At 54.3% G+C, this 20,210-nt stretch carries 21 protein-coding genes and 1 pseudogene; 8 read left to right on the top strand and 14 right to left on the bottom strand.

Going from position 1 to position 20,210, the window contains the following annotated elements; translation table 11 throughout:
• The first annotated feature begins 8 nt into the window (after positions 1-8).
• On the top strand, positions 9-1,025 hold the full coding sequence (locus tag GYRE_RS14760; RefSeq protein ID WP_038256250.1) for a LacI family DNA-binding transcriptional regulator: 1,017 nt from the start codon (positions 9-11) through the stop codon (positions 1,023-1,025).
• Positions 1,026-1,029: 4 nt separating this feature from the next.
• On the opposite strand, the gene yfcD is transcribed toward GYRE_RS14760, so the two are convergent.
• From yfcD to yfcF, 3 genes are read right to left on the bottom strand one after another with little or no spacing between them, the layout of a single operon-like run.
• Positions 1,030-1,572, bottom strand: coding sequence for an NUDIX hydrolase YfcD (yfcD, locus tag GYRE_RS14755; RefSeq protein WP_038256395.1), 543 nt, complete (start codon positions 1,570-1,572; stop codon positions 1,030-1,032).
• 59 nt (positions 1,573-1,631) lie between these two features.
• Positions 1,632-2,186, bottom strand: a complete 555-nt coding sequence (gene yfcE / locus GYRE_RS14750) for a phosphodiesterase (protein WP_087943290.1) — start codon at positions 2,184-2,186, stop codon at positions 1,632-1,634.
• A gap of 50 nt (positions 2,187-2,236) precedes the next feature.
• Positions 2,237-2,881, bottom strand: coding sequence for a glutathione transferase (yfcF, locus tag GYRE_RS14745; protein WP_006820972.1), 645 nt, complete (start codon positions 2,879-2,881; stop codon positions 2,237-2,239).
• Between the two features lie 137 nt (positions 2,882-3,018).
• On the opposite strand from yfcF, the gene yfcG reads away from it, so the two are divergent.
• The 6 genes from yfcG (at position 3,019) to GYRE_RS14720 (ending at position 6,582) form a co-directional block, all read left to right on the top strand.
• Positions 3,019-3,648: a GSH-dependent disulfide bond oxidoreductase gene (yfcG, locus tag GYRE_RS14740; protein WP_038256248.1), complete on the top strand. Its 630-nt coding sequence runs from the start codon at positions 3,019-3,021 to the stop codon at positions 3,646-3,648.
• A gap of 55 nt (positions 3,649-3,703) precedes the next feature.
• On the top strand, positions 3,704-4,066 hold the full coding sequence (gene folX / locus GYRE_RS14735) for a dihydroneopterin triphosphate 2'-epimerase (RefSeq protein WP_006820974.1): 363 nt from the start codon (positions 3,704-3,706) through the stop codon (positions 4,064-4,066).
• 19 nt (positions 4,067-4,085) lie between these two features.
• On the top strand, positions 4,086-4,979 hold the full coding sequence (locus tag GYRE_RS14730; protein WP_006820975.1) for a TIGR01777 family oxidoreductase: 894 nt from the start codon (positions 4,086-4,088) through the stop codon (positions 4,977-4,979).
• A 58-nt stretch (positions 4,980-5,037) separates the two neighbouring features.
• Positions 5,038-5,547 carry a GNAT family N-acetyltransferase gene (locus GYRE_RS14725; RefSeq protein WP_038256246.1) on the top strand — a complete coding sequence of 170 codons (510 nt, stop codon included), beginning with the start codon at positions 5,038-5,040 and terminating at the stop codon, positions 5,545-5,547.
• Between the two features lie 209 nt (positions 5,548-5,756).
• Positions 5,757-5,978 (top strand): hypothetical protein, encoded by a 222-nt coding sequence (locus GYRE_RS23855; RefSeq protein ID WP_071777551.1) that lies wholly within the window; start codon positions 5,757-5,759, stop codon positions 5,976-5,978.
• Positions 5,979-6,021: 43 nt separating this feature from the next.
• Positions 6,022-6,582 carry a helix-turn-helix transcriptional regulator gene (locus GYRE_RS14720; protein WP_038256244.1) on the top strand — a complete coding sequence of 187 codons (561 nt, stop codon included), beginning with the start codon at positions 6,022-6,024 and terminating at the stop codon, positions 6,580-6,582.
• A gap of 25 nt (positions 6,583-6,607) precedes the next feature.
• Here GYRE_RS14720 and hisP read toward each other — a convergent pair whose 3' ends face one another.
• The 10 genes and pseudogenes from hisP to dokD form a co-directional block, all read right to left on the bottom strand.
• Entirely contained in the window at positions 6,608-7,381 is a 774-nt protein-coding gene (gene hisP / locus GYRE_RS14715; protein ID WP_006820979.1) for a histidine ABC transporter ATP-binding protein HisP, read from the bottom strand.
• 7 nt (positions 7,382-7,388) lie between these two features.
• Positions 7,389-8,105 carry an ABC transporter permease gene (locus GYRE_RS14710; protein ID WP_006820980.1) on the bottom strand — a complete coding sequence of 239 codons (717 nt, stop codon included), beginning with the start codon at positions 8,103-8,105 and terminating at the stop codon, positions 7,389-7,391.
• Positions 8,102-8,788, bottom strand: a complete 687-nt coding sequence (locus GYRE_RS14705) for a histidine ABC transporter permease HisQ (RefSeq protein ID WP_006820981.1) — start codon at positions 8,786-8,788, stop codon at positions 8,102-8,104. Before GYRE_RS14705 ends, GYRE_RS14710 begins: the two co-directional genes overlap by 4 nt.
• A 62-nt stretch (positions 8,789-8,850) precedes the next feature.
• A pseudogene (gene hisJ / locus GYRE_RS14700) lies at positions 8,851-9,634 on the bottom strand (histidine ABC transporter substrate-binding protein HisJ).
• 239 nt (positions 9,635-9,873) lie between these two features.
• Positions 9,874-10,656 carry a lysine/arginine/ornithine ABC transporter substrate-binding protein ArgT gene (gene argT, locus GYRE_RS14695; protein WP_006820984.1) on the bottom strand — a complete coding sequence of 261 codons (783 nt, stop codon included), beginning with the start codon at positions 10,654-10,656 and terminating at the stop codon, positions 9,874-9,876.
• 283 nt (positions 10,657-10,939) lie between these two features.
• Entirely contained in the window at positions 10,940-11,509 is a 570-nt protein-coding gene (locus GYRE_RS14690) for a UbiX family flavin prenyltransferase (RefSeq protein WP_038256391.1), read from the bottom strand.
• A 61-nt stretch (positions 11,510-11,570) separates the two neighbouring features.
• Entirely contained in the window at positions 11,571-12,962 is a 1,392-nt protein-coding gene (locus GYRE_RS14685) for an amino acid permease (RefSeq protein WP_038256242.1), read from the bottom strand.
• A gap of 60 nt (positions 12,963-13,022) precedes the next feature.
• Complete coding sequence (locus tag GYRE_RS14680; protein WP_006820987.1) at positions 13,023-14,126, bottom strand: alanine/ornithine racemase family PLP-dependent enzyme; 1,104 nt, start codon at positions 14,124-14,126, stop codon at positions 13,023-13,025.
• Positions 14,127-14,128: 2 nt separating this feature from the next.
• Positions 14,129-15,550 carry an APC family permease gene (locus GYRE_RS14675; RefSeq protein ID WP_038256239.1) on the bottom strand — a complete coding sequence of 474 codons (1,422 nt, stop codon included), beginning with the start codon at positions 15,548-15,550 and terminating at the stop codon, positions 14,129-14,131.
• 48 nt (positions 15,551-15,598) lie between these two features.
• Positions 15,599-16,993, bottom strand: a complete 1,395-nt coding sequence (dokD, locus tag GYRE_RS14670) for an ornithine/lysine decarboxylase DokD (protein WP_038256237.1) — start codon at positions 16,991-16,993, stop codon at positions 15,599-15,601.
• A gap of 210 nt (positions 16,994-17,203) precedes the next feature.
• Between dokD and GYRE_RS14665 the strand changes: the two genes are divergently transcribed.
• On the top strand, positions 17,204-18,625 hold the full coding sequence (locus GYRE_RS14665) for a sigma-54 interaction domain-containing protein (protein ID WP_006820990.1): 1,422 nt from the start codon (positions 17,204-17,206) through the stop codon (positions 18,623-18,625).
• A 41-nt stretch (positions 18,626-18,666) separates the two neighbouring features.
• On the opposite strand, the gene purF is transcribed toward GYRE_RS14665, so the two are convergent.
• Positions 18,667-20,184 carry an amidophosphoribosyltransferase gene (gene purF, locus GYRE_RS14660; RefSeq protein ID WP_038256235.1) on the bottom strand — a complete coding sequence of 506 codons (1,518 nt, stop codon included), beginning with the start codon at positions 20,182-20,184 and terminating at the stop codon, positions 18,667-18,669.
• Between the last annotated feature and the right edge of the window lie 26 nt (positions 20,185-20,210).

The following is a 20,210-nucleotide window of genomic DNA, read 5'->3' as shown; positions in this document are numbered from 1 at the left end:
GAAGAAGCATGTCACTTACCCGAAAACGTCGCAGTACCGGCAAAGTCACCCTCGCGGATGTCGCGCAGCTGGCCGGTGTAGGAACGATGACGGTTTCCCGAGCGCTGCGCACACCTGAACAGGTTTCCGACAAGCTACGCGAGAAAATTGAAGCCGCGGTAGAAACGCTCGGTTATATGCCAAATCTTGCCGCCAGCGCCCTCGCCTCGGCCTCGTCGTGGACCATCGCCATGGTGGTACCTAATCTGGGAGAATCCGGCTGCGCGGAGATGTTTGCCGGCCTGCAGGAGGTGCTGCAGCCTGCGGGTTATCAGATTATGCTGGCGGAGTCGCGCCATCGTCTTGAGCAGGAAGAGAAGCTGCTGGAAACGCTGCTGGCCTCAAACATTGCGGCTGCCGTATTGCTGAGCGTTGAGCACAGCGATACCGTGCGCCAGTGGCTCAAAAACGCCTCGATCCCGGTCATCGAGATCGGTGCGACGCGTATCGATCCCATCGATATGAATATTGGCATCGACAACGTAGCAGCGATGTTCGAACTAACCCAGATGCTCATTCAGCGCGGCTACCAGAATATCGGCCTGCTGTGCGCCAATCAGGAGCAGTGGATTTTTCAGCAGCATCTGCAGGGCTGGTATAAAGCCATGCTGCGTCATCATATGTCGCCGAATCGGGTGATTAACGCCGCGATGCCGCCTACCTTTTCGACCGGAGCCGCGCAGCTGCCCGAGTTTCTGCTCGCGTGGCCGGAACTGGATGCCCTGGTGTGCGTGTCTGATGAACTGGCGTGCGGTGCGTTGTATGAATGCCAGCGTCGCCGCATTAAAGTGCCGGACGATCTGGCGATTGTGGGATTTGGTGACAGCGATGTCAGCCGGGTGTGTCAGCCGCCCCTGACCACGATGGCGGTACCGCACAGAAAGATAGGTATTGAAGCGGGTAAGGCGCTGCTGGCTCGCCTGAATGAAGAACAACGGGAGAGTTCAGCTATCGCGTCAACGCTGTGTCTGCGCGATAGCTGCTAACGACTTACTCGTCGTCTTCCACAACCTGAGACTCATTGCTGGCGTTGCGGCTCATCCACAGCGCCAGCGCCTTGAGTGAATCTGGCGTGAACTCGTCGCAACGCGCGGTTATCTCTTCCGGCGTCAGCCAGCACACTTCGCTGACCTCTTCTTCCTGCAGCGCAAACGGACCGTGAGAAACGCAACTGAACAGGCTTCCCCAGACGCGGCAGTTTTTATCTTCGAAGTAAAACTGACCGTGGTCGGCAAAAGGTACTCCGGCAATGCCGAGCTCCTCTTCCGCTTCGCGGCGTGCAGAATCCAGCAGTTGCTCATCTGCCTGAACGACACCGCCTGCGGTGGCATCCAGCATACCGGGCATGAAATCTTTCGTCTCGGTGCGGCGCTGCACCAGGATTTTGCCCATCCCGTCGTGAACAACAATGTAGGTGGCGCGATGACGCAGGCATTGCTGACGCATCTGTTCGCGGCTCGCTTGCGCGATCACCTCGTTATCTTCACTGACGATATCCACCCATTCTGTGCTTGCCAAAGGACTCTGCTCCACCATCGGGAAACCTTCTGTTAAAAGCGCTCTTGCGGCGCGTCTTAAGATTGACGGGTAAATTACGGGTTAATCGCAACCTGTGCAATAACCTGTTGATCATTGAGTGCTAAAACCTGCAAATAATCACCCTCAAGCACGCCGTAGCTGGCGGCAAAGCCGCCTTTGGGGATGCTGACGGAGCCAGGATTGAAATGAAAAATCTCACCGCGTTTTTCGGCAACCGGAATATGAGTATGACCATAAACCAGCACATCGCCAGCGGCGAGCGCGGGAAGATTATCTGGTCCAAACAGATGGCCGTGGGTCAGAAAAAGGCGCTGCCGTTCGGTCAGTATCTGCTGCCATGGTGCCGTAATGGGAAAGTGGAGCAGCATCTGGTCGACTTCGCTGTCGCAGTTGCCACGCACAGCAATGACTCGCGCAGCCTCACGATTGAGTACTTCCGCGACGCCGGCGGGGTTATACCCCTCTGGCAGCGCGTTGCGCGGGCCGTGATAAAGCAGGTCGCCCAGCAACACCAGCCATTGCGCGTCGCTTTTAGCAAAAATGTCCAGAACGCGTTCCGCTGCGGGCAGCGACCCATGAATATCCGATGCAAACATCAGTTTCATCATTTCATCCTCCTGAGTAACTGCCCCCATTTTAACGGATTTCAGAAGGTGATTCAGCCTGCACGTTTAGCGGAAAGCGCCACGTAGCGCTGGACAGAGGCTCGTTGCCACTGGAACCCGGCGTAATCGGCAAGACGCTCTGGCACCTCGTCGCCGTGAATGACCAGGCGATTGAGCATCAGCGCCAGATCGGCATCAGCAATGCACCACTCTCCAAACAAATTCGGTTTGCCGTGGGCCAGCAATTTTTCTGCGGTGCTGAACAATTTTTCTGCACTTTGCCGCCCGGCTTCGCTCAGCGCAGGCTTTTTAGCGCCACCAAAAATAACGTCGGTTGAACGCTCTTCGCGAATGGGCATTAAATCGCTACGTAGCCACGCCTGAATCTGTCGCGCCAGCGCGCGATTCTCCAGCGAGTGCGGGTACAGTCGCTCCCACTGCGGCGGTGCAAATCGCTCATCAAGGTATTCGGTAATAGCGGAGGATTCGCCAAGTTCGAAGGCGTCGACTTCCAGCAGCGGTACCCGCCGTGTCACGGAAAACCCTTTCCAGTCAGTCTTCAGGTGGTCTCCCCGATTGAGATCCACCGTTTTCAGGCTGAAAGGCAAGCCTTTTTCCTGCAGGGCTACATACACAGACATCACATAAGGCGAAAAGAAATTGGCATCAGACCACAGCGTAATAACAGGCTTACTCATGATTTCCTCAGCGATTGACGGGCAATTCCCTCACCATATCTTCTCTTGTGAAAGCTGTCACCTGATCAAAATTCACTCCTTCAGATCTGCTTCTATACTCCATGTGAAAGCCCTCAGTCGCCATGAAGGAAGCCATCATGATCGATCTGTATTACGCTCCAACACCCAATGGACACAAGATAACGCTGTTTCTCGAAGAAGCCCGGCTGGACTATCGACTGATCCGCGTAGATATCAGTAAAGGCGAGCAATTTCGCCCCGATTATCTGTCGATATCGCCCAATAATAAGATCCCGGCGATCGTCGATCATCTGCCAGCCGACGGGGGTGCGCCGCTGAGCCTGTTTGAGTCCGGTGAGATCCTGCTCTATCTGGCCGAGAAAACAGGGGCACTGCTGAGCGGTGAACTGCGTGAACGACACGTCACGCTGCAATGGCTGTTCTGGCAGGTGGGAGGGCTTGGGCCGATGCTGGGGCAAAATCACCATTTCAATCACTTCGCACCGCAACCGGTGCCGTACGCCATAGAGCGTTTTCAGGTGGAGACGTTGCGCTTGTATAACGTGATGAATAAGCGTCTGGAGGCGACGCCCTGGCTCGGCGGCGATCATTACAGCATTGCGGATATCGCCTGCTGGCCGTGGATAAACGCCCACCAGCGCCAGCGCATCGATCTGAACAACTTCCCGGCGGTCAACAACTGGTACGAACGCATCAAAAACCGCCCTGCGACCATCCTGGCGATGCAGAAGGCGCAAGCAAATTAAGGTGCTGCACACTTTCATGTATGATGGCTGAGACAATAAACGGAGGAAGCCTGCAATGTCTCAGCCAGACGCCATTATTCGCATTAAAAATCTGCGCCTGCGTACTTTTATCGGAATCAATGAGGAAGAACGAGCCAACCGTCAGGACGTGGTCATTAACGTCGTCATCCACTACCCGGCAGACAAAGCCCGCGGTAGTGAAGATATCAACGATGCCCTGAACTATCGCACAATCACCAAGAGCATCATTCGCCATATCGAGGATAACCGGTTCTCGTTATTAGAAAAATTAACTCAGGATGTGCTCGATATCGCACGCGAACATCACTGGGTCACTTATGCTGAAGTAGAGATCGATAAACTTCACGCGCTACGTTATGCCGACTCGGTGTCGATGACGATGAGCTGGCGACGATAAGCGCAGCCCAGGAGGTTGCATGAATATTCTGATAACCGGCGGTACTGGTCTGATTGGTCGTCACCTGATCCCTCGCCTGTTTACGCTGGGCCATGAGGTTACCGTGGTCACACGCCATCCGGATAAAGCCCGCCAGCTACTGGATAGTCGCGTCACCCTCTGCAAGAGCCTGAACGATAAAACGTCGTTAGACGGCTTTGATGCAGTCATCAACCTCGCGGGCGAGCCCATCGCCGATAAACGCTGGACGGAACAGCAAAAACAGCGGCTGTGTAATAGCCGCTGGAACATCACGCAAAAAATCGCCGATCTCATTAATGCCAGCGAATCCCCACCAGCGATTCTCATCAGTGGTTCCGCCGCGGGTTACTACGGCGACTTAGGTGAGGTCGTCGTGACCGAAGAAGAACCGCCGCATAACGAATTCACCCACAAACTTTGCGCCCGCTGGGAGCAAATCGCCTGCACAGCCCAAAGCGATAAAACCCGCGTTTGCCTGCTGCGTACCGGCGTGGTGCTGGCACCGGAAGGTGGCATTCTGGCGAAAATGCTGCCCATTTTTAAACTGGGCCTTGGCGGTCCAATGGGCAATGGCAGGCAGTACCTGGCATGGATCCATATCGACGATATGGTCAATGGCATCCTGTGGCTGCTTGATAACGATCTCCGTGGGCCATTTAACATGGTCTCTCCTTATCCGGTCCGCAACGAACAGTTCGCCCATACCCTGGGCCATGCGTTAAACCGTCCGGCGGTGCTCCGCGCGCCTGCGGCGGCCATACGCCTGATGATGGGAGAATCTTCAGTGCTGGTGCTGGGTGGCCAACGTGCTTTACCCAAGCGTCTTGAAGAGGCTGGCTTTGTGTTCCGTTGGTACTCCCTTGATGAAGCCCTGGAGAACGTAGTCAGTTGATTAAATACTGTCGTCTCGTGGTAGAGTGAAACGCCAGGCTCACAAGAATGGCGAACCGATGGCGACAGTGACTACCCCAAGGCTCCACCTCTCTCCCTTCCAGCCTTCGGACTGGAATTTCTTCCGCCTGCTGCGCGAAGATACCAGGGTCATGCGCTACATTGCGGCCGTGGCCTCTGAAAAAGATAACCGCCTGCTGTTCGCAACCCGTCTGACGGCACCGCATACCTTTGTGGTTCGTCTGCACAACTCTCCCACCCCGCTTGGCGATATCGGCCTGAAAATAAGCCCCCATAACCGCGAAGAGGCAGACGTCGGGTACATGTTCATGCCAGAAGCACAGGGAAAGGGGATAGCCACCGAAGCGATACGTGCTTTATGCGAATATGCTTTCACACAGGCGGGAGTGAAAGCGCTGAATGCGTGGGTTCTGGCCGATAACATCGGTTCGGTACGTGTGCTGGAAAAGCTGGGATTTATACGTACCCAGATGCTTGAGCAAGCCTACGAAATCAACGGAGTTTGCTACGACGACTGGGTCTACCGGCTGGAAGCTGACGCTTTTTAAGTTTTACCTCTCTTCGGGCTTATTCCGCCCCCTTGTGGTGGAATAACGCTCGCAAACCCCAAACCTTTGTCCCGCTCGCCTGTACGAATTGTGAAGCTGTTTCCGGAACGATAAAAATGTTTAGCGATAAATGTCTTTCGCGAACTAAACACATCGAACTCCGTTGACATTCGTCAACACACTATTCACACTGAGCGAGAAAAAAATTGATGAAGGAACATCCAGATAAACATATACGAGAAGCTATCCGCTACGCCGTGTTTCATGGCTGGGTGTTTATCCCTGCCGGGAGAAGCGCTCATTGTTTTGGCCGTCTGCGATGCGGTATTGCCGGGCATCAAGAACACATGATGAGCGTCTGGTCAACGCCGGGTAACACGCAGAACCATGCCAGGCAAATCACCAGGCTGGTCGATCGCTGCAGGCCCTGACGCGACCCTGAGCTTAAGTATCTCACTTGAAGGAGGCACAAGAATGCCACTGTATCATTTTACTCTGACGCTCTCTGGGGTAACCGCCACCACACCAGGGCTTGAAGATGCACTGTTTGCCAACCACTGCGACGATGCGCTGGTGCATTTCTACGGTACGTCGGTGTATCTGGAATTTGACCGGGAAAGCGACTCGCTGCAGCATGCGGTGCTCTCAGCAATCCATGACGTGGAATCCTCGGGGCTTCAGATTCGGGTAGAGTCAGTTGATTCAACCCTGGTGGGGCTGAGCGATATTGCAGAACTGACCGGTCTTTCCCGCCAGGCGGTTGCATTACTGAAGGATGGGGCTCGTGGCAGCGGCAACTTCCCAGGCCCGGTGCAGCGGGTGAAAGGTAACTCTCCGCTCTGGAGCTGGCGAAAAATTGTCGAGTGGCTGGTGAGTGAAAAGCGGCTACCTGTGGATTCACCGCTGGTCGCAAGCGCCGAAACCCTTGATAGCCTGAATCTGGCGCTGCAGCTACGCACCTCGATGGAGGTAAAAACCATCCTGCACTACGTAGAGCAAATTGAAAATCGTGCTTCTCGCGGTAAAACAGCGTAGCCCGGCAAGCCGGGCTACGAGGGGATTACTTCAGCGACCCTTTAAGGAATTGCTGTAGACGCGGGCTTTGCGGGTTGCCAAACAGCTGATCCGGGTGGCCTTCTTCCTCAATTTTCCCCTGATGGAGGAAAATAACGTGGGATGAAACATGGCGGGCGAAGCCCATTTCGTGGGTGACCACCACCATGGTTTTACCCTCTTCGGCGAGTTTCTGCATGATACGCAGAACTTCCCCGACCAGCTCCGGGTCAAGCGCTGAGGTTGGCTCATCAAACAGCAGCACTTCCGGCTCCATCGCTAATGCGCGAGCAATAGAGACACGCTGCTGCTGGCCGCCGGAGAGATGAACCGGGTATTTGTTCTGCTGACGCTCATCAATACCGACCTTCGCCAGGTATTTGACTGCCCTGTCCCGCGCGTCCTGCTTGCTAAGCCCCAGCACCTGAATCGGTGCTTCCATCACGTTTTCCAGCACCGTCATGTGGCTCCACAGGTTGAAATGCTGGAACACCATCGTCAGTCGCGTGCGCAGCAGCCGCAGCTGGTTTTTATCCGCCACCTTCAGCTGCCCGTCTTTATCACGCACCAGGCCGATGTTTTCGCCGTTCACCATGATGGTGCCCGCGCTCGGTTTTTCGAGGAAGTTAATGCAGCGCAGGAAGGTACTTTTCCCCGAGCCGGAAGAGCCGATGATGGAAATAACGTCCCCGGCGCTGGCCTTCAGGGTCACCCCTTTCAACACCTCATGCTCGCCGTAGCGTTTGTGCAGATCGATGACGTTTAATTTATTCTCAGACATGGTGTTCTCAGTGCGTCGAAGAAGGTTTGACATGCTGCATCCAGCGTCTTTCCGCTTTACGGAACAAACTTATCAGCAGGTACGAAATAATCAGGTACAGCACCGCCGCAATACCAAAGGCGGTAAAGGGCTGATAGGTTGCCGAGTTAATGTCGCGCGCAATCTTCAGCAGATCCGGCACCGTGGCGGTAAAAGCCAGCGCCGTGGAGTGCAGCATCAGAATAACTTCGTTGCTGTAAGCAGGGAGCGCAATACGCAGCGCGGAAGGCAGAATGATGCAGCGATACATTTTAAAGCTTGAGAAACCGTAGGCCCGCCCCGCTTCAATTTCGCCATGCGGTACAGAGCGGATCGCCCCGGCGAAAATCTCAGTGGTATAAGCACAGGTGTTCAACGTTAACGCCAGCACGGTACAGTTCAGCCCGCTGCGGAAAAAGGCGTTCAGCAGCTCATTGCCTTTCACCACTTCGAGGGTGTACATACCGGAATAAAACACCAGCAGCTGAACGTAAAGCGGCGTACCGCGAAACACGTAGGTAAAGAACCACACCGGCCCGCTGATAAACTTATTGCTGGAAACTCGAGCAATGGCGAGAAACACGGCCAGAATGCCCCCCATCACCACCGAGGAGATAAGCAGCCACAGGGTGATCGCCACGCCGGTAAAACGGTAACCGTCGGTCCACAGCAGGGATTTCCAGTACTCCTGAATGATCTCTATCACAGGTCAGCCCTCTTCACGCCTACGGAATAGCGACGTTCGAGCAGCAGCAGCACGCCGTTAGAGACCGTCGTAAATATCAGGTAGATAACCCCGCAAACCACCGCGAAGTAGAACGGCTCCCACGTGCTTTTGCCGGCGAGCTGCGTGGCTTTCACCACATCTTCCAGCCCGAGCAGCGACACCAGCGCCGTTGCTTTGAGAATAACCTGCCAGTTGTTGCCAATCCCCGGTAACGCATAGCGCATCATCGCCGGGAACATAATGCGGCGGAAGGTCTGCCGATGGTTGAAGCCGAACGCCGTTGCCGCCTCGATATGGCCGTGCGGAACCGCCAGGAATGCCCCGCGGAAGGTTTCGGTAAAATAAGCACCGTAGATAAAGCCGAGGGTGATGATACCGGCGATCATCGGGTCGATGTCGAACTGCGCCATTCCTAAGGCATCCGTCACGCTGTTTAGCGCAATCTGTAAGCCGTAGAAAATGAGCAGCATCAGCACCAGATCCGGAACACCGCGAATCAGAGTGGTATAAGCTTCGAACAGCAGCGCCAGCGGGCGATTGCTTGAGAGCTTCGCTCCGGCCCCTGCCAGACCAATAATGACAGCCAGCAGCACAGAACTGATTGCCAGTTCCAGCGTGACGATGGCGCCCTGAAAAATGACTTGTGAGAACCCGTACAGCATTCAGTCTGCCCCATCTCAATTCCACCTCCGCGCCCTGCGGCGCGAAGGTTCACGCGCGATGATTAGTCGCCGTACACATTAAAATCGAAGTATTTTTTTCGCGAGCTTGTCGTAGGTGCCGTCAGCGCGCATCGAGGCAAAGGCTTTGTTCAGCGCCTCGCGCAGCTCGTTGTCTTCTTTACGCAGACCCATACCGGTACCCACACCAAACAGCTTCACGTCTTTAATCGACGGGCCGCCAAAGGCGTAGTCTTTCCCGATAGGTTGTTTGAGGAAGCCTTCACTCGCCGCTACTTCGTCCTGGAACGCCGCATCGATACGCCCGGCAGTCAGGTCGGAATAGATATTATCCTGCCCCTGATAAGAGACGATCTCGACGCCCTGAGCCGCCCAGTGTTCATTGCCGTAGGTTTCCTGCGTGGTCCCCTGAAGCACACCAACACGTTTACCCTTAAGCGTAGCGAGGTCAGGCGTCACCGGACTGCCCTTCTTCACCACCAGACGGGAGTCCGCGGCATACAGTTTGTCGGTAAAGGCAATTTCCTGCTGGCGCTTCTCGGTAATCGACAGCGACGACATAATCGCGTCAATCTTGCGTGCCTTAAGGGATGGGATCAGCGCATCAAGCGGGTTTTCCACAAAGGTGCACTGGGTGTTAATGCGTTTGCACAGCTCTTTCGCCAGATCGATATCAAAACCCACCAGCTGACCCTGCGCATTCTTCGATTCGAAGGGTGCATAAGTCGGATCGGTACCAATACGAATTTTTTGCGGGATTGCTGCGAAAACGGTAGAGACACTGGAAAGTGCCAGCATCAAAGAAAGAGAAAACGCCAGTTTTTTCATATCTATCCTCAACAGACGGTCGTACTAACGGGGGAAGTCAGCAAATGCACAGCCGGATATCGTGCCATTTTTCTGCCCTTGCGGACATATTTTTTTGCATCAGAAATGCTTAACTATTCACTTCAAGACAAAAAAATCATGACCTGCACCGGAATAATGCAATCACGGCAGTCATGCACCAAAACAGAGCCTCATTCTGGTGCATGACATCCCATTAATAACCTTAGTCTGTGTGTGACTTATTCGCCGTAAACGTTAAAGTCGAAATACTTCTTCGCCATCTTGTCATAGGTGCCGTCTTTACGCAGTTCACCCAGCGCTTTGTCGAAGGCGGCTTTCAGCTCGGTATCGCTCTTACGCAGGCCAACACCGGTGCCATCACCAAAGTATTTTTTATCTTTAACGGAAGGACCGGCAAAAGCGAAATCTTTCCCGGCAGGCTGCTTGAGGAACCCTTCGCTTGCGGCCACTTCGTCCTGGAATGCCGCATCCAGACGACCGGCAGCCAGATCGGAGTAGATCAGATCCTGGTTCTGGTAGGCCACCACGTCGATGCCTTTAGTACGCCAGTTTTCATTGGCATAAGCTTCCTGGGTAGAGCCCTGCAGCACACCCACGTGCTTGCCTTTCAGCGAATCAAGAGTCGGCTTAATCGGCGAACCTTTGGCTGCAATCAGGCGGGAGTCTGCTGCGTACAGCTTGTCAGAGAACGCGATCTCCTGCTGACGCTTTTCGGTAATGGAGAGCGAAGAGATGATGGCATCGATTTTCTTCGCCTTAAGCGATGGGATCAGGGAGTCGAAATCGCTGCCCACCCAGGTACATTTCACCTGCATGCGTTTGCACATCTCGTTGCCCAAATCGATATCAAAGCCGACGAAATCCCCTTTCGCGTCTTTAGAAGAGAATGGTGCGTAGGTGGCGTCAGTACCAATACGAACCGTCTGCGGCAGTGCGGCGAATACGCTGGAAGCGCTGCTGAGTCCAACCAACAAAGAGAGAGCCAGAACCGTCTTCTTCATACATTACCCTTAGGATGTCGTGATGTAGTAGATGTCTTGTTGTGTGTTGCGGACAATTCTTTGCAGGTTTTATGCCATATTCACGCGGAGGCGCAGGTTCGACGTTAAATATGTTAATAAAAAGTTGCTATATTGTCTCTAAAAGGAAAGATAACAGCATTGGCAGATAAACCGCAGCGACAAACCGCAAAAAAACAAATTAAATGTCGAGGATTTGATCGGGGTTGCAAAATCGCCCCAGGGCGGGGCGAAGCAAAAAAGATTGCACTACTTTAGTGCGCTATCAGGCACCCTGCCAGCGGGTAAAAAGATCGGCGGGTAATTCGATATCGAACTGGTCAAGCACGCGGTTGACCGTCTGGTTAATCACATCGTCCAGCGACTGCGGGCGATGATAAAACGCCGGAACGGGCGGCATGATAATGGCACCGATTTCCGCCGCCTGGGTCATCAGGCGCAGGTGTCCAAGGTGCAGCGGCGTTTCCCGCACGCAGAGCACCAGCGGACGACGCTCCTTCAGCACCACGTCCGCCGCGCGGGTTAGCAGGCCGTCGGTGTAGCTGTGGACAATCCCGGAAAGCGTTTTGACCGAGCACGGCAGGATCGCCATCCCCGCCGTTTTGAATGAACCGGAAGAGACGCAGGCGGCGATATCGCGGGCATCATGTACCACATCGGCCAGCGCCTGCACTTCACGCAGAGAGAAATCTGTCTCAAGCGATAAGGTCTGGCGGGCGGCCTGACTCATGATTAAATGGCTTTCCACCCCGGCAACGTCACGCAGCACCTGCAAAAGGCGCACGCCGTAAATCGCGCCGCTGGCGCCTGAGATGCCTACAATGAGTCGTTTCATACCGTTGTCCATCAAAAATCATTGCGCAAACTCTGCCGGAACCGCGCCCGAGTTGCAACCTTCAGCCCTCACCTTTCGCCGGATGGCAGCAAAACCAGGAGGCAACCACTACCAGCATTAGCAGCAGTTCCACCAGCATGATGATGACCCCCTGTTCACTAAACCAGGTACCAAAGATAATAGCGATATTGCTGACAATCACCAGCCATGCCAGCCACGGAAACAACGGTGAACGATAGCGGATAAGCGATGCTGAATAGTCTCCCCGCGCCACGGCACGGCGAAAACGATACTGACACCAGCCGATGGTTATCCACGCGAGACAACCCACCTGCCCGGTACTGGCAATCAGATAAAGATAAAACTGCTGAGCAGGGATGTAGCGAGTAAGCAACGACACCAGCGCCAGCAGCCCGGTGGCGAGGATCGCGGCGACCGGCACACCGTTCTGATTCACATTTCCGAAACGCTTCGGGGCAAAACCGTCTCCTGCCATCGACCACAGCATGCGCGAGCTGGCATAGATTGCCGAGTTGGCCGCCGAAATGGCAGCAGAAAAAATCACCAGCGTCATAAGAAGTTGCGCGCCAGGTATTCCGGCGTTCTTCAGCACCCAGACAAACGGGCTGCTGCCGTCAGGCCGTATTTGCCAGGGATAGACCAGTGCCAGCACGCCCACCGCCAGCCCGTAGAAAAGAATTATCCGCACGCCAATGCCCTTAATCACCTTTGGCAGGACTTTGTGTGGTGCCTCGGTTTCTCCCGCCGCGTTACCCACCAGTTCAGCCCCCTGGAACGAGTAAATCACGATGGTCATACAAACCAGGATTTGCCAGCCGCCGTGCGGGAACCACCCGGTTTCAGTTTTAAGCGTTGGCTGCCAGCCAGTCTTGCCCATCAGCGTGAAAATCATCACCCCGCCAACGGCAATAAATAGCACGATAGCAAAGACTTTAATCGCCGAGAGCCAGTACTCGCACTCGCCAAAACTTCTCGCCGAGCACAGATTAACGGCGGTTAGCGCCAGCAGTATCAACAGACAGAAAAGATAAACAGGCACGTCAGGGAAAAAGTGGTGGGCAATGAATCCGGCGGCGGTAAGGTCGGCGGCGAGCGAGAATACCCAGCTCAGCCAGTAAAGCCAGCCGATGGTATAACTCCACAGCGGATGCGGTAAAAACAGCAGCGCGTAATGCTGGAAAGAGCCGGAATGTGGAAACGCGCAGGACAGCTCCCCCAGACACATCATGGTGGCAAGCATAATGCCCCCGGCGAACAGATAGGCCAGCAGCGTTCCGAGTGGCCCTACGGAATAAAGGGGTTCAGCAATACCGATGAATAATCCCGTGCCGATAGTGCCACCGAGCGACATCATCAGCAGATGGCGTTTTTTAAGATTGCGTTGTAGTCCGGTCCCGTGTTCCACGGGGGAAATCTCCTGCAGGGTGCTCATCGTTACTCCCTGTCTTATATTCAACTCAGTAAATACCCGCCCGTGAAGGCGGGTGCTGTGTTAACGAATAAAGCGCATCGCCACGCCTTTGGTCTGACAGGCCATCAGCAGCCCGGTATAGTCCAGCTCAAAGCGCACAACGTCGCCCGGTTTCAGCAACTGCTGGCAGTCTTCAATATCCACCAGCGTGTGATCGCTGGTTTGTCCGAGCACGCTGATGCTGTCGTCACAAGGAACGCAGTTTTCCGCCGGCACATCCTGGCGGCCAAAGGCCAACAGCGCCCGGCGGCGAACGCCGTTGTCGGTAAACGTTTTGCTCTGCAGGAAGGCATCGACCCCAAGCTCCCCTACCGGCACCGTTGGCTTACTGTTGAGTTCGATGATTTCCGCCTCCAGCACGTACATATCTGAACAGGCTTTTTCCACAGGCTTTTGCGAGTGATGGAATTCATCGAGGTACTTCATCTCCACGTATTCGATGCCGAATTCGTGCAAGCCGCCGATCCGCAGATGATTCAGCCCCTGCGGCCAGATACCTTTATCCAGCAGATGGTAGCTGGTGCAGTTACCGGCCGACAGGCGAGGAATACGCACCCCGCTCTCCTGCTCGATGCGGCGCGCAATATCGCGGAAATCATCACCATTTTTCACCGTCGGCAGCACCGTACCGTAGCAGTTGAAGTTGGTGCCAAGACCGTACAGCGCAAGCCCGGGCAGCTCATCAATCAGCTTCACCACCGACAGCAGACGGTCATACTCGCTGTACCAGATACCCTCACGCAAATCGCCCATATCAACCATCAGCAACACCTGATGCGTTTTTCCCTGCCGTTGTGCCTCCGTCGACAACGCGCGCAGCACGGCGGGCTCACTGTTGAGGCTGATGTCGGCATAGCGCACCACCTCTTCAATCTCGCTCAGGCAGGGGCTTCGCAGTAAGCAGGTGGTACAGCCAATCGCTTTTATCTTTTTCAGGTTATAGGTACGGGATTCCGCAATGACCTCAATGCCTCCGTCGAATACCGCCTGCGCGGTTTCCACGCAGCCATCGAAGACTTTGTTAACCGCCATCACTTCAATGCCGCTGTTCTCCAGCAGCGCTTTTTCAATACGCGCGTTGTCCTGCAACTTGCGTAGGTTAATTTCCAGAACGGGCATATACATGGTTATTTACCTCCAGCCATGCCGAGGCGCGCATTACGTTTTTGCGCACGGTGAAAAATCCATTCGGCCAGAATGACCGCCAGCAGCGCCCCGCCGATGATTTTCCCGGCGTACTGGAAATATCCGCCCATATCAATTTGTGAAGGTGGAATGAACAGCAGGAATACGGCGAACGCGATAGAGAGGAAGCCCAGCGCAGGCAATATCGCTGGCAGTACTTTACCCGGAATTTTAAAACTTCTTGGCGTATCAGGTTGGATAACACGCAGTCGCCAGAAGGCCGGGAACATCACCAGATAAGGAATAAAATAGGTAATTGTGGTGAGCGCAGTCAGCATCCAGTAGGCGGCAGCTACGCTTGGCGAGATAAAGGTGGAGAAGCACAGTATGGTCACGATAATCGCCTGTACTACCAGCGCAAACACCGGCGTTTTATAGACCGGATGCAGGCGGGCAATACGGTCGCCCAGCAAATTATCTTCTCTTGAGGCCTCCTGCAGCATGTAGATCGGGCCAACCAGCCAGGAGTTAATTTGCCCCAGCGCGCCAAAGAACATGCAAATTGCCATTACCGGAATAAGCCACGGCATGTGCAGAGTATCCGCTGCGGCGTGCATGGCCTGCATAACCCCGGCCACGATGTCGGTCTGTCCGGCAGGCAGCAACGTGTTCAGAGCCCAGGTGCCAACCATGTAGATACCAACGATCACCGCCGCCGACACCGCCATCGCCCGCGGGAAGTCGCGCTGCGGGTTACGGGTACGACCGGCAATCATCGGCGCCACTTCAAGGCCAGCGAAGGCAAACATCATACTGGAGAGGAACACCACCGTGTCCCAGTGGCTGAGATCGGGTACCCAGTTGCTGGCGGTCGTGTAGTCGGTTTGCATTTTATGCCCGGTCAACAGCCAGACAATGGCCAGCAGAATAAGAATGGCAGAAGGGATAAAGACGCCGCACCAGGCGCTGACGCCGTTAATAATTTTGGTCCACTCCAGACCACGAATGTTCATCAGCGTCAGTAGCCAGAATATCGCGGCAGACCCAATGCCGATAAAGGCTTTATTGTCCGCAAGACCGCCGCCAATCATATAGCCCAGCGCGGTAAAGCCGAATTGCAGCATCAAAGGGAAAAACAGTACGCAGGAAAAAAGAAAACAGACCACCACTATCCAGGCAATACGTTTACCAAACGCCTCTTTGATCCAGACAAAAATACCACCGTCCTTCGGCCATCCCGTTGATAACTCGCCACACACCATCGCGAGAGGGAAAAACAGACAAAACGCGGCAATAACCCACAGCAACATGGCAGATGCACCATAAGGCGCCACGTTGGGGATTTGCCGCAAACTCAGAATCGCAATGACATTCATAAAGACGATGTCTTTAATGCCAAGCAAGCCAGATTGATTATTGCTCATGGCTCTCTCCTGTTTTCATATTGGGGGCATCACTGCCCCCGTTTTTTATTAGTAGATGTCGTAACCGACCATGTCCTGATAAGTATCTTCACGGCGGATCAGACGATCGTTGCCCGCGTTATCAATCATCACCACCGCCGTACGCGGGCGGTTGTTGTAGACGGTCTGGCTTTCAATGGAGTAAGCCCCGGCATCGAGAAACGCGACGATATCGCCAGGTGCGGTGCGGTGCGGCAGTAAAAACTCTTCGCCCTTCACCCCCATATGGAAGTAGTCACCGCCGTCACACAGAGGACCGGCAAGCTTGATGTACTCGTCGTGGGCAGCGCTGATACGTGAGGCGTTATAAACGTAGAAGAACCAGTCGAAGTGCTGGCTATCCGACAGCACGCTGTAGCCCGCGTCGACAAACTTCCACTCCACGTGGCATTCAACATTACCGTTGACGTCGTAATTGGTTTTGCGTTTTTCGCAGGCCACTTCGGTCAGCAGTACCGCCGCAGACCCGGTGACTTTGCGCCCCGGTTCAATGCAGATCTGCACGTCGGTGCGCCATTTGTGCACTTCACCGATCACCGCATCGGCAAAGTCCTGCGCGGTGATCCCGGCGTACATGTTGTCTTTCAGCGGGTCGCCATTTTTCTCATCATATTTGTACGGCACCGGAATACCGCCGCCGACGTTGATCAGATCGAACTTGATCCCCAGCACCTCTTCCAGGCGGCGGGATTCATCAACCAGCACTTTAGTCGCTTTGGCAAACGGCTCTGCTTCAGGCACCTGATCGCCCACGTGCATATGTAAACCACGAAGATGCACATACGGCATCTCGAGGATCCGCCGGCAGGTCTCTTCCGCCTGCTCAAGATCAAGCCCCGATTTCGCATGGAACGCTGTCACCAGCTCGGCGTGGGTGGCAGATGGCACATTTGGCTCTACGCGAACGCAGACGTTGGCGACTTTTTTGAGTTTGCGGGAAATTCGGTCGATGTGGTCAAGCTCGTACAGGCTATCGACGTTGATGAGGTACAGCTCGTTATCAATGGCGTACTCAAGGTCAGCGGGTTTCTTCACTACACCGTTAAATACTATCTGGTCACCGCTAAACCCAATCTCAAGACACTTGCGAACTTCGAACTGTGAGTTAGCTTCAGCGCAGATCCCGGCATCGCGAATGGCGGCCAGCACCCCCATCACGGAACAGGTTTTCGAGGCGAAAAACGTTTTAGTATTGGCATGAGCGGCGAATGCCTGCTCAATTTCGCGGATGTTACGTACAATTTCTGGTTCGGAAAAAACAAAGAACGGGGTGGGATATTTGCGCGCCAGCGCGTCCAGGTCCACGCCTTCAAAGCATAAATGTTCATCGCGGAACTGAAAACGGCGATCATCGGCAAGCTGCTGGCGCAGTTGGTTATAGTTTGTGGTTATGGTATCTGACATAAATCCCTCTGCTTAATGGTTTACAGGATGGAGTAACCTTTCTCTGCAAATGGTTTTGCAAGCCGCATGCCAGATATAAAAACCAACTAATTCAAAAACATAACAAAAATATATTTTTTATTTTTTCGTCGATAAGTGAGATTTTCATCACAGTGACGAAATTTCGTCGACATAAAATCAAGTTATCGATATTAGAAAAAGGCATTCGGTATGACCAGGGAAAGCGAACTGCATAACGCGCTGCGGATGTTTTCGCGTTTTTTTGATTTGATTCACCAGCCGCTGGCGGTAATCAACTCGCGTGGGGAATATATTTACTACAACCAGGAAAGTGCGGAGCTCGACGGGTACAGCATTGAACAGGCGCTGGGTAAACACATGCTGGACGTTTACCCGGCAATGAAAGAGACACAAAGCACCATGCTCTCATCGCTCAAAAGCGGCGTGGAGTACATCGGCCACTACCAGATCTACCACAACGCCAAAGGCCAGGCAGTGGACTACCAGCACACCACCGCACCGCTCTACTCGAGTAGCGGCGACATGCTTGGCGTTATCGAAATTGGCCGCGATATGTCCGGCGTCAGGCGCCTGCAGGAGCAGGTGGTCGAACTTAATCGCCTGCTTTATGCCACCGATCGTGATAAACACCCCGCGATTATCACTGAAAGCCCGCTCATGCTGGAGTGTATCGAGAAGGGAAAACGACTGGCAACGAGCCAGATCCCAGTGATGATTGTCGGTGAAACCGGCACCGGCAAAGAGCTCTTTTCACGGCTTATCCACCAGTACAGCACCCGCGCGGATAAACCTTTCATCGCGCTGAACTGCGGCGCACTGCCGCCAACGCTCATCGAAAGCACCCTTTTTGGTACCGTGCGCGGCGCCTATACCGGTGCGGAAAACAGCCAGGGGTATCTGGAGCTTGCCCACGGTGGCACCTTGTTCCTCGACGAACTGAACGCCATGCCGCTTGAGATGCAAAGCAAGCTGCTGCGCTTCCTGCAGGATAAAACGTTCTGGAAGCTCGGCGGGCAACAGCAGCAGCGCTCCGATGTGCGGATTATCGCCGCGCTAAACGAAGCTCCGGTGGAGCTGATTAATCAGGGGAAAATGCGCGCAGACCTGTTCTATCGCCTGAGCGTCGGGATGCTGACCCTGCCGCCCTTGAGCAAGCGCCCGGAAGATATTCCCCTGCTGGCCAACTACTTCATCGATAAATACCGCAATGACGTGGCTCAGGATATCTTTGGCCTGAGCGAAAGTGCCCGGTTAACGCTGATGTCCCACGACTGGCCTGGCAACGTCCGAATGCTGGAAAATGCTATCGTGCGCAGCATGATCATGCAGGAGCAGGACGGTATGCTGGCGAAAATCATTTTTGAGGAGGAAGGCCTCGACCTGCAAAGCCATGCTTCCCCGGCACCGCTCCCCTCTGCCGCCTCCACCGAAGCGTTTCATGGTTCGCTTGAACAACGGGTCGCGCAGTTTGAAAAAGGGCTGATAGAGTCCGCGCTGGATAGTTTTCAGGGAAATATTGCGGCAGCGGCCAGAAGTCTGAATATCTCACGCACCACCTTGCAGTACAAAGTGCAGAAATACGCGATTCGTTTTGGGGTAGTGAAAGACTAAGTGAAAGATTAAGCCCGCCGGAGAGGCGGGCTTAGCAAAAATTACCCTTCGTTGTGCATTTCCAGGCTTTCGACTTCGTTCTGCAGCAGCATCGCTTTCGCATCGTCATTGCGCAGAGAATCAAGATAGTCGAGGTATTGCTGATCGACGTCTTTGGTGACGTAGATACCGTTAAACACCGAGCACTCAAACTGCTGAATGTCCGGGTTCTCAGCGCGTACCGCGTCGATAAGATCGCTAAGATCCTGGAAAATCAGGCCATCAGCACCGATTATCTGGCGAATCTCATCCACTTCACGACCATGCGCGATAAGCTCAGTGGCGGTCGGCATATCGATACCGTAGACGTTAGGGAAGCGAATTTCCGGCGCTGCCGACGCCAGGTAAACCTTCTTCGCCCCGGCTTCGCGAGCCATCTCGATGATTTGCTCAGAGGTGGTGCCGCGCACGATGGAATCATCCACCAGCAGGACGTTTTTATCGCGGAACTCTGCGCGATTGGCGTTCAGCTTACGGCGCACTGACTTACGGCGCAGCTGCTGCCCCGGCATGATGAAGGTACGGCCAACGTAGCGGTTTTTCACGAAACCCTGGCGGTACGGTTTATCGAGAATACGGGCAATCTCCAGCGCAATATCGCAGGACGTTTCCGGGATCGGGATCACCACGTCGATATCCAGATCTTCCCATTCGCGGGCAATTTTTTCACCGAGCTTAGTGCCCATATTCACGCGAGCGCTGTACACCGAAATTTTATCGATAAAAGAGTCTGGACGTGAGAAATAAACATACTCGAACAGGCACGGGTTGCTGACCGGGTTTTCCGCACACTGGCGGGTAAACAGCTGGCCTTTCTCGGTAATGTAAATCGCCTCACCCGGTGCCACATCACGCAGAAACTCAAAGCCCAGCGTATCCAGCGCCACGCTTTCGGAGGCCACCATGTATTCGGTACGGCCATCGCCAATGTCACGCTTACCGAGCACCAGCGGACGAATGCCGTTCGGATCGCGGAAGGCGACCATACCGTGGCCGATAATCATCGCGACGCAGGCGTATGCCCCGCGGATCTGGCGGTTGGTGGCGGCAATAGCGGCAAAAATGTTGTCTGCTTCCAGCGGATAATGGCGGAAGTTATCCAGCTCGCTGGCGAAGATATTGAGCAGGATTTCAGAATCAGAAGTCGTATTGATGTGGCGGCGCTTTTCTTCGAACAGCTTTTGACGCAGTTCGTGCGCGTTGGTCAGGTTGCCGTTATGAGCAAGGGTGATGCCAAAAGGCGAGTTGACGTAGAAGGGCTGAGCTTCCGAAGCGCTGGAGCTGCCTGCAGTAGGGTAGCGAACGTGACCGATCCCCATGTTGCCCTGCAGGCGCTGCATGTGGCGAGCCTCAAAAACATCGCTCACCAGACCATTGGCTTTACGCAAACGGAAGCAGTTGTTTGCGTCGATAGTAATGATGCCTGCGGCATCCTGACCACGATGCTGAAGCACCGTTAACGCGTCATAAATCGACTGGTTGACCGGCATAACACCGGCGATACCGACAATACCGCACATACGTCATTTTCCTCGTTAAGCCACAT

Source organism: Yokenella regensburgei ATCC 49455 (assembly GCF_000735455.1).
Classification (GTDB): domain Bacteria; phylum Pseudomonadota; class Gammaproteobacteria; order Enterobacterales; family Enterobacteriaceae; genus Yokenella; species Yokenella regensburgei.
Note: the sequence above shows the minus strand (reverse complement) of the source record. Positions and strands in the feature narration are given on the sequence as shown.

Coding starts and splice junctions, on each gene's coding strand:
- argT (WP_006820984.1), bottom strand. CDS start 10,656: ATGAAGAAGACGGTTCTGGCTCTCTCTTTGTTGGTTGGACTCAGCAGC.
- GYRE_RS14705 (WP_006820981.1), bottom strand. CDS start 8,788: ATGCTGTACGGGTTCTCACAAGTCATTTTTCAGGGCGCCATCGTCACG.
- yfcE (WP_087943290.1), bottom strand. CDS start 2,186: ATGATGAAACTGATGTTTGCATCGGATATTCATGGGTCGCTGCCCGCA.
- purF (WP_038256235.1), bottom strand. CDS start 20,184: ATGTGCGGTATTGTCGGTATCGCCGGTGTTATGCCGGTCAACCAGTCG.
- GYRE_RS14665 (WP_006820990.1), top strand. CDS start 17,204: ATGACCAGGGAAAGCGAACTGCATAACGCGCTGCGGATGTTTTCGCGT.
- GYRE_RS14730 (WP_006820975.1), top strand. CDS start 4,086: ATGAATATTCTGATAACCGGCGGTACTGGTCTGATTGGTCGTCACCTG.
- yfcG (WP_038256248.1), top strand. CDS start 3,019: ATGATCGATCTGTATTACGCTCCAACACCCAATGGACACAAGATAACG.
- GYRE_RS23855 (WP_071777551.1), top strand. CDS start 5,757: ATGAAGGAACATCCAGATAAACATATACGAGAAGCTATCCGCTACGCC.
- GYRE_RS14760 (WP_038256250.1), top strand. CDS start 9: ATGTCACTTACCCGAAAACGTCGCAGTACCGGCAAAGTCACCCTCGCG.
- GYRE_RS14675 (WP_038256239.1), bottom strand. CDS start 15,550: ATGAGCAATAATCAATCTGGCTTGCTTGGCATTAAAGACATCGTCTTT.
- GYRE_RS14725 (WP_038256246.1), top strand. CDS start 5,038: ATGGCGACAGTGACTACCCCAAGGCTCCACCTCTCTCCCTTCCAGCCT.
- GYRE_RS14685 (WP_038256242.1), bottom strand. CDS start 12,962: ATGAGCACCCTGCAGGAGATTTCCCCCGTGGAACACGGGACCGGACTA.
- folX (WP_006820974.1), top strand. CDS start 3,704: ATGTCTCAGCCAGACGCCATTATTCGCATTAAAAATCTGCGCCTGCGT.
- GYRE_RS14720 (WP_038256244.1), top strand. CDS start 6,022: ATGCCACTGTATCATTTTACTCTGACGCTCTCTGGGGTAACCGCCACC.
- hisP (WP_006820979.1), bottom strand. CDS start 7,381: ATGTCTGAGAATAAATTAAACGTCATCGATCTGCACAAACGCTACGGC.
- yfcF (WP_006820972.1), bottom strand. CDS start 2,881: ATGAGTAAGCCTGTTATTACGCTGTGGTCTGATGCCAATTTCTTTTCG.
- dokD (WP_038256237.1), bottom strand. CDS start 16,993: ATGTCAGATACCATAACCACAAACTATAACCAACTGCGCCAGCAGCTT.
- GYRE_RS14680 (WP_006820987.1), bottom strand. CDS start 14,126: ATGTATATGCCCGTTCTGGAAATTAACCTACGCAAGTTGCAGGACAAC.
- GYRE_RS14690 (WP_038256391.1), bottom strand. CDS start 11,509: ATGAAACGACTCATTGTAGGCATCTCAGGCGCCAGCGGCGCGATTTAC.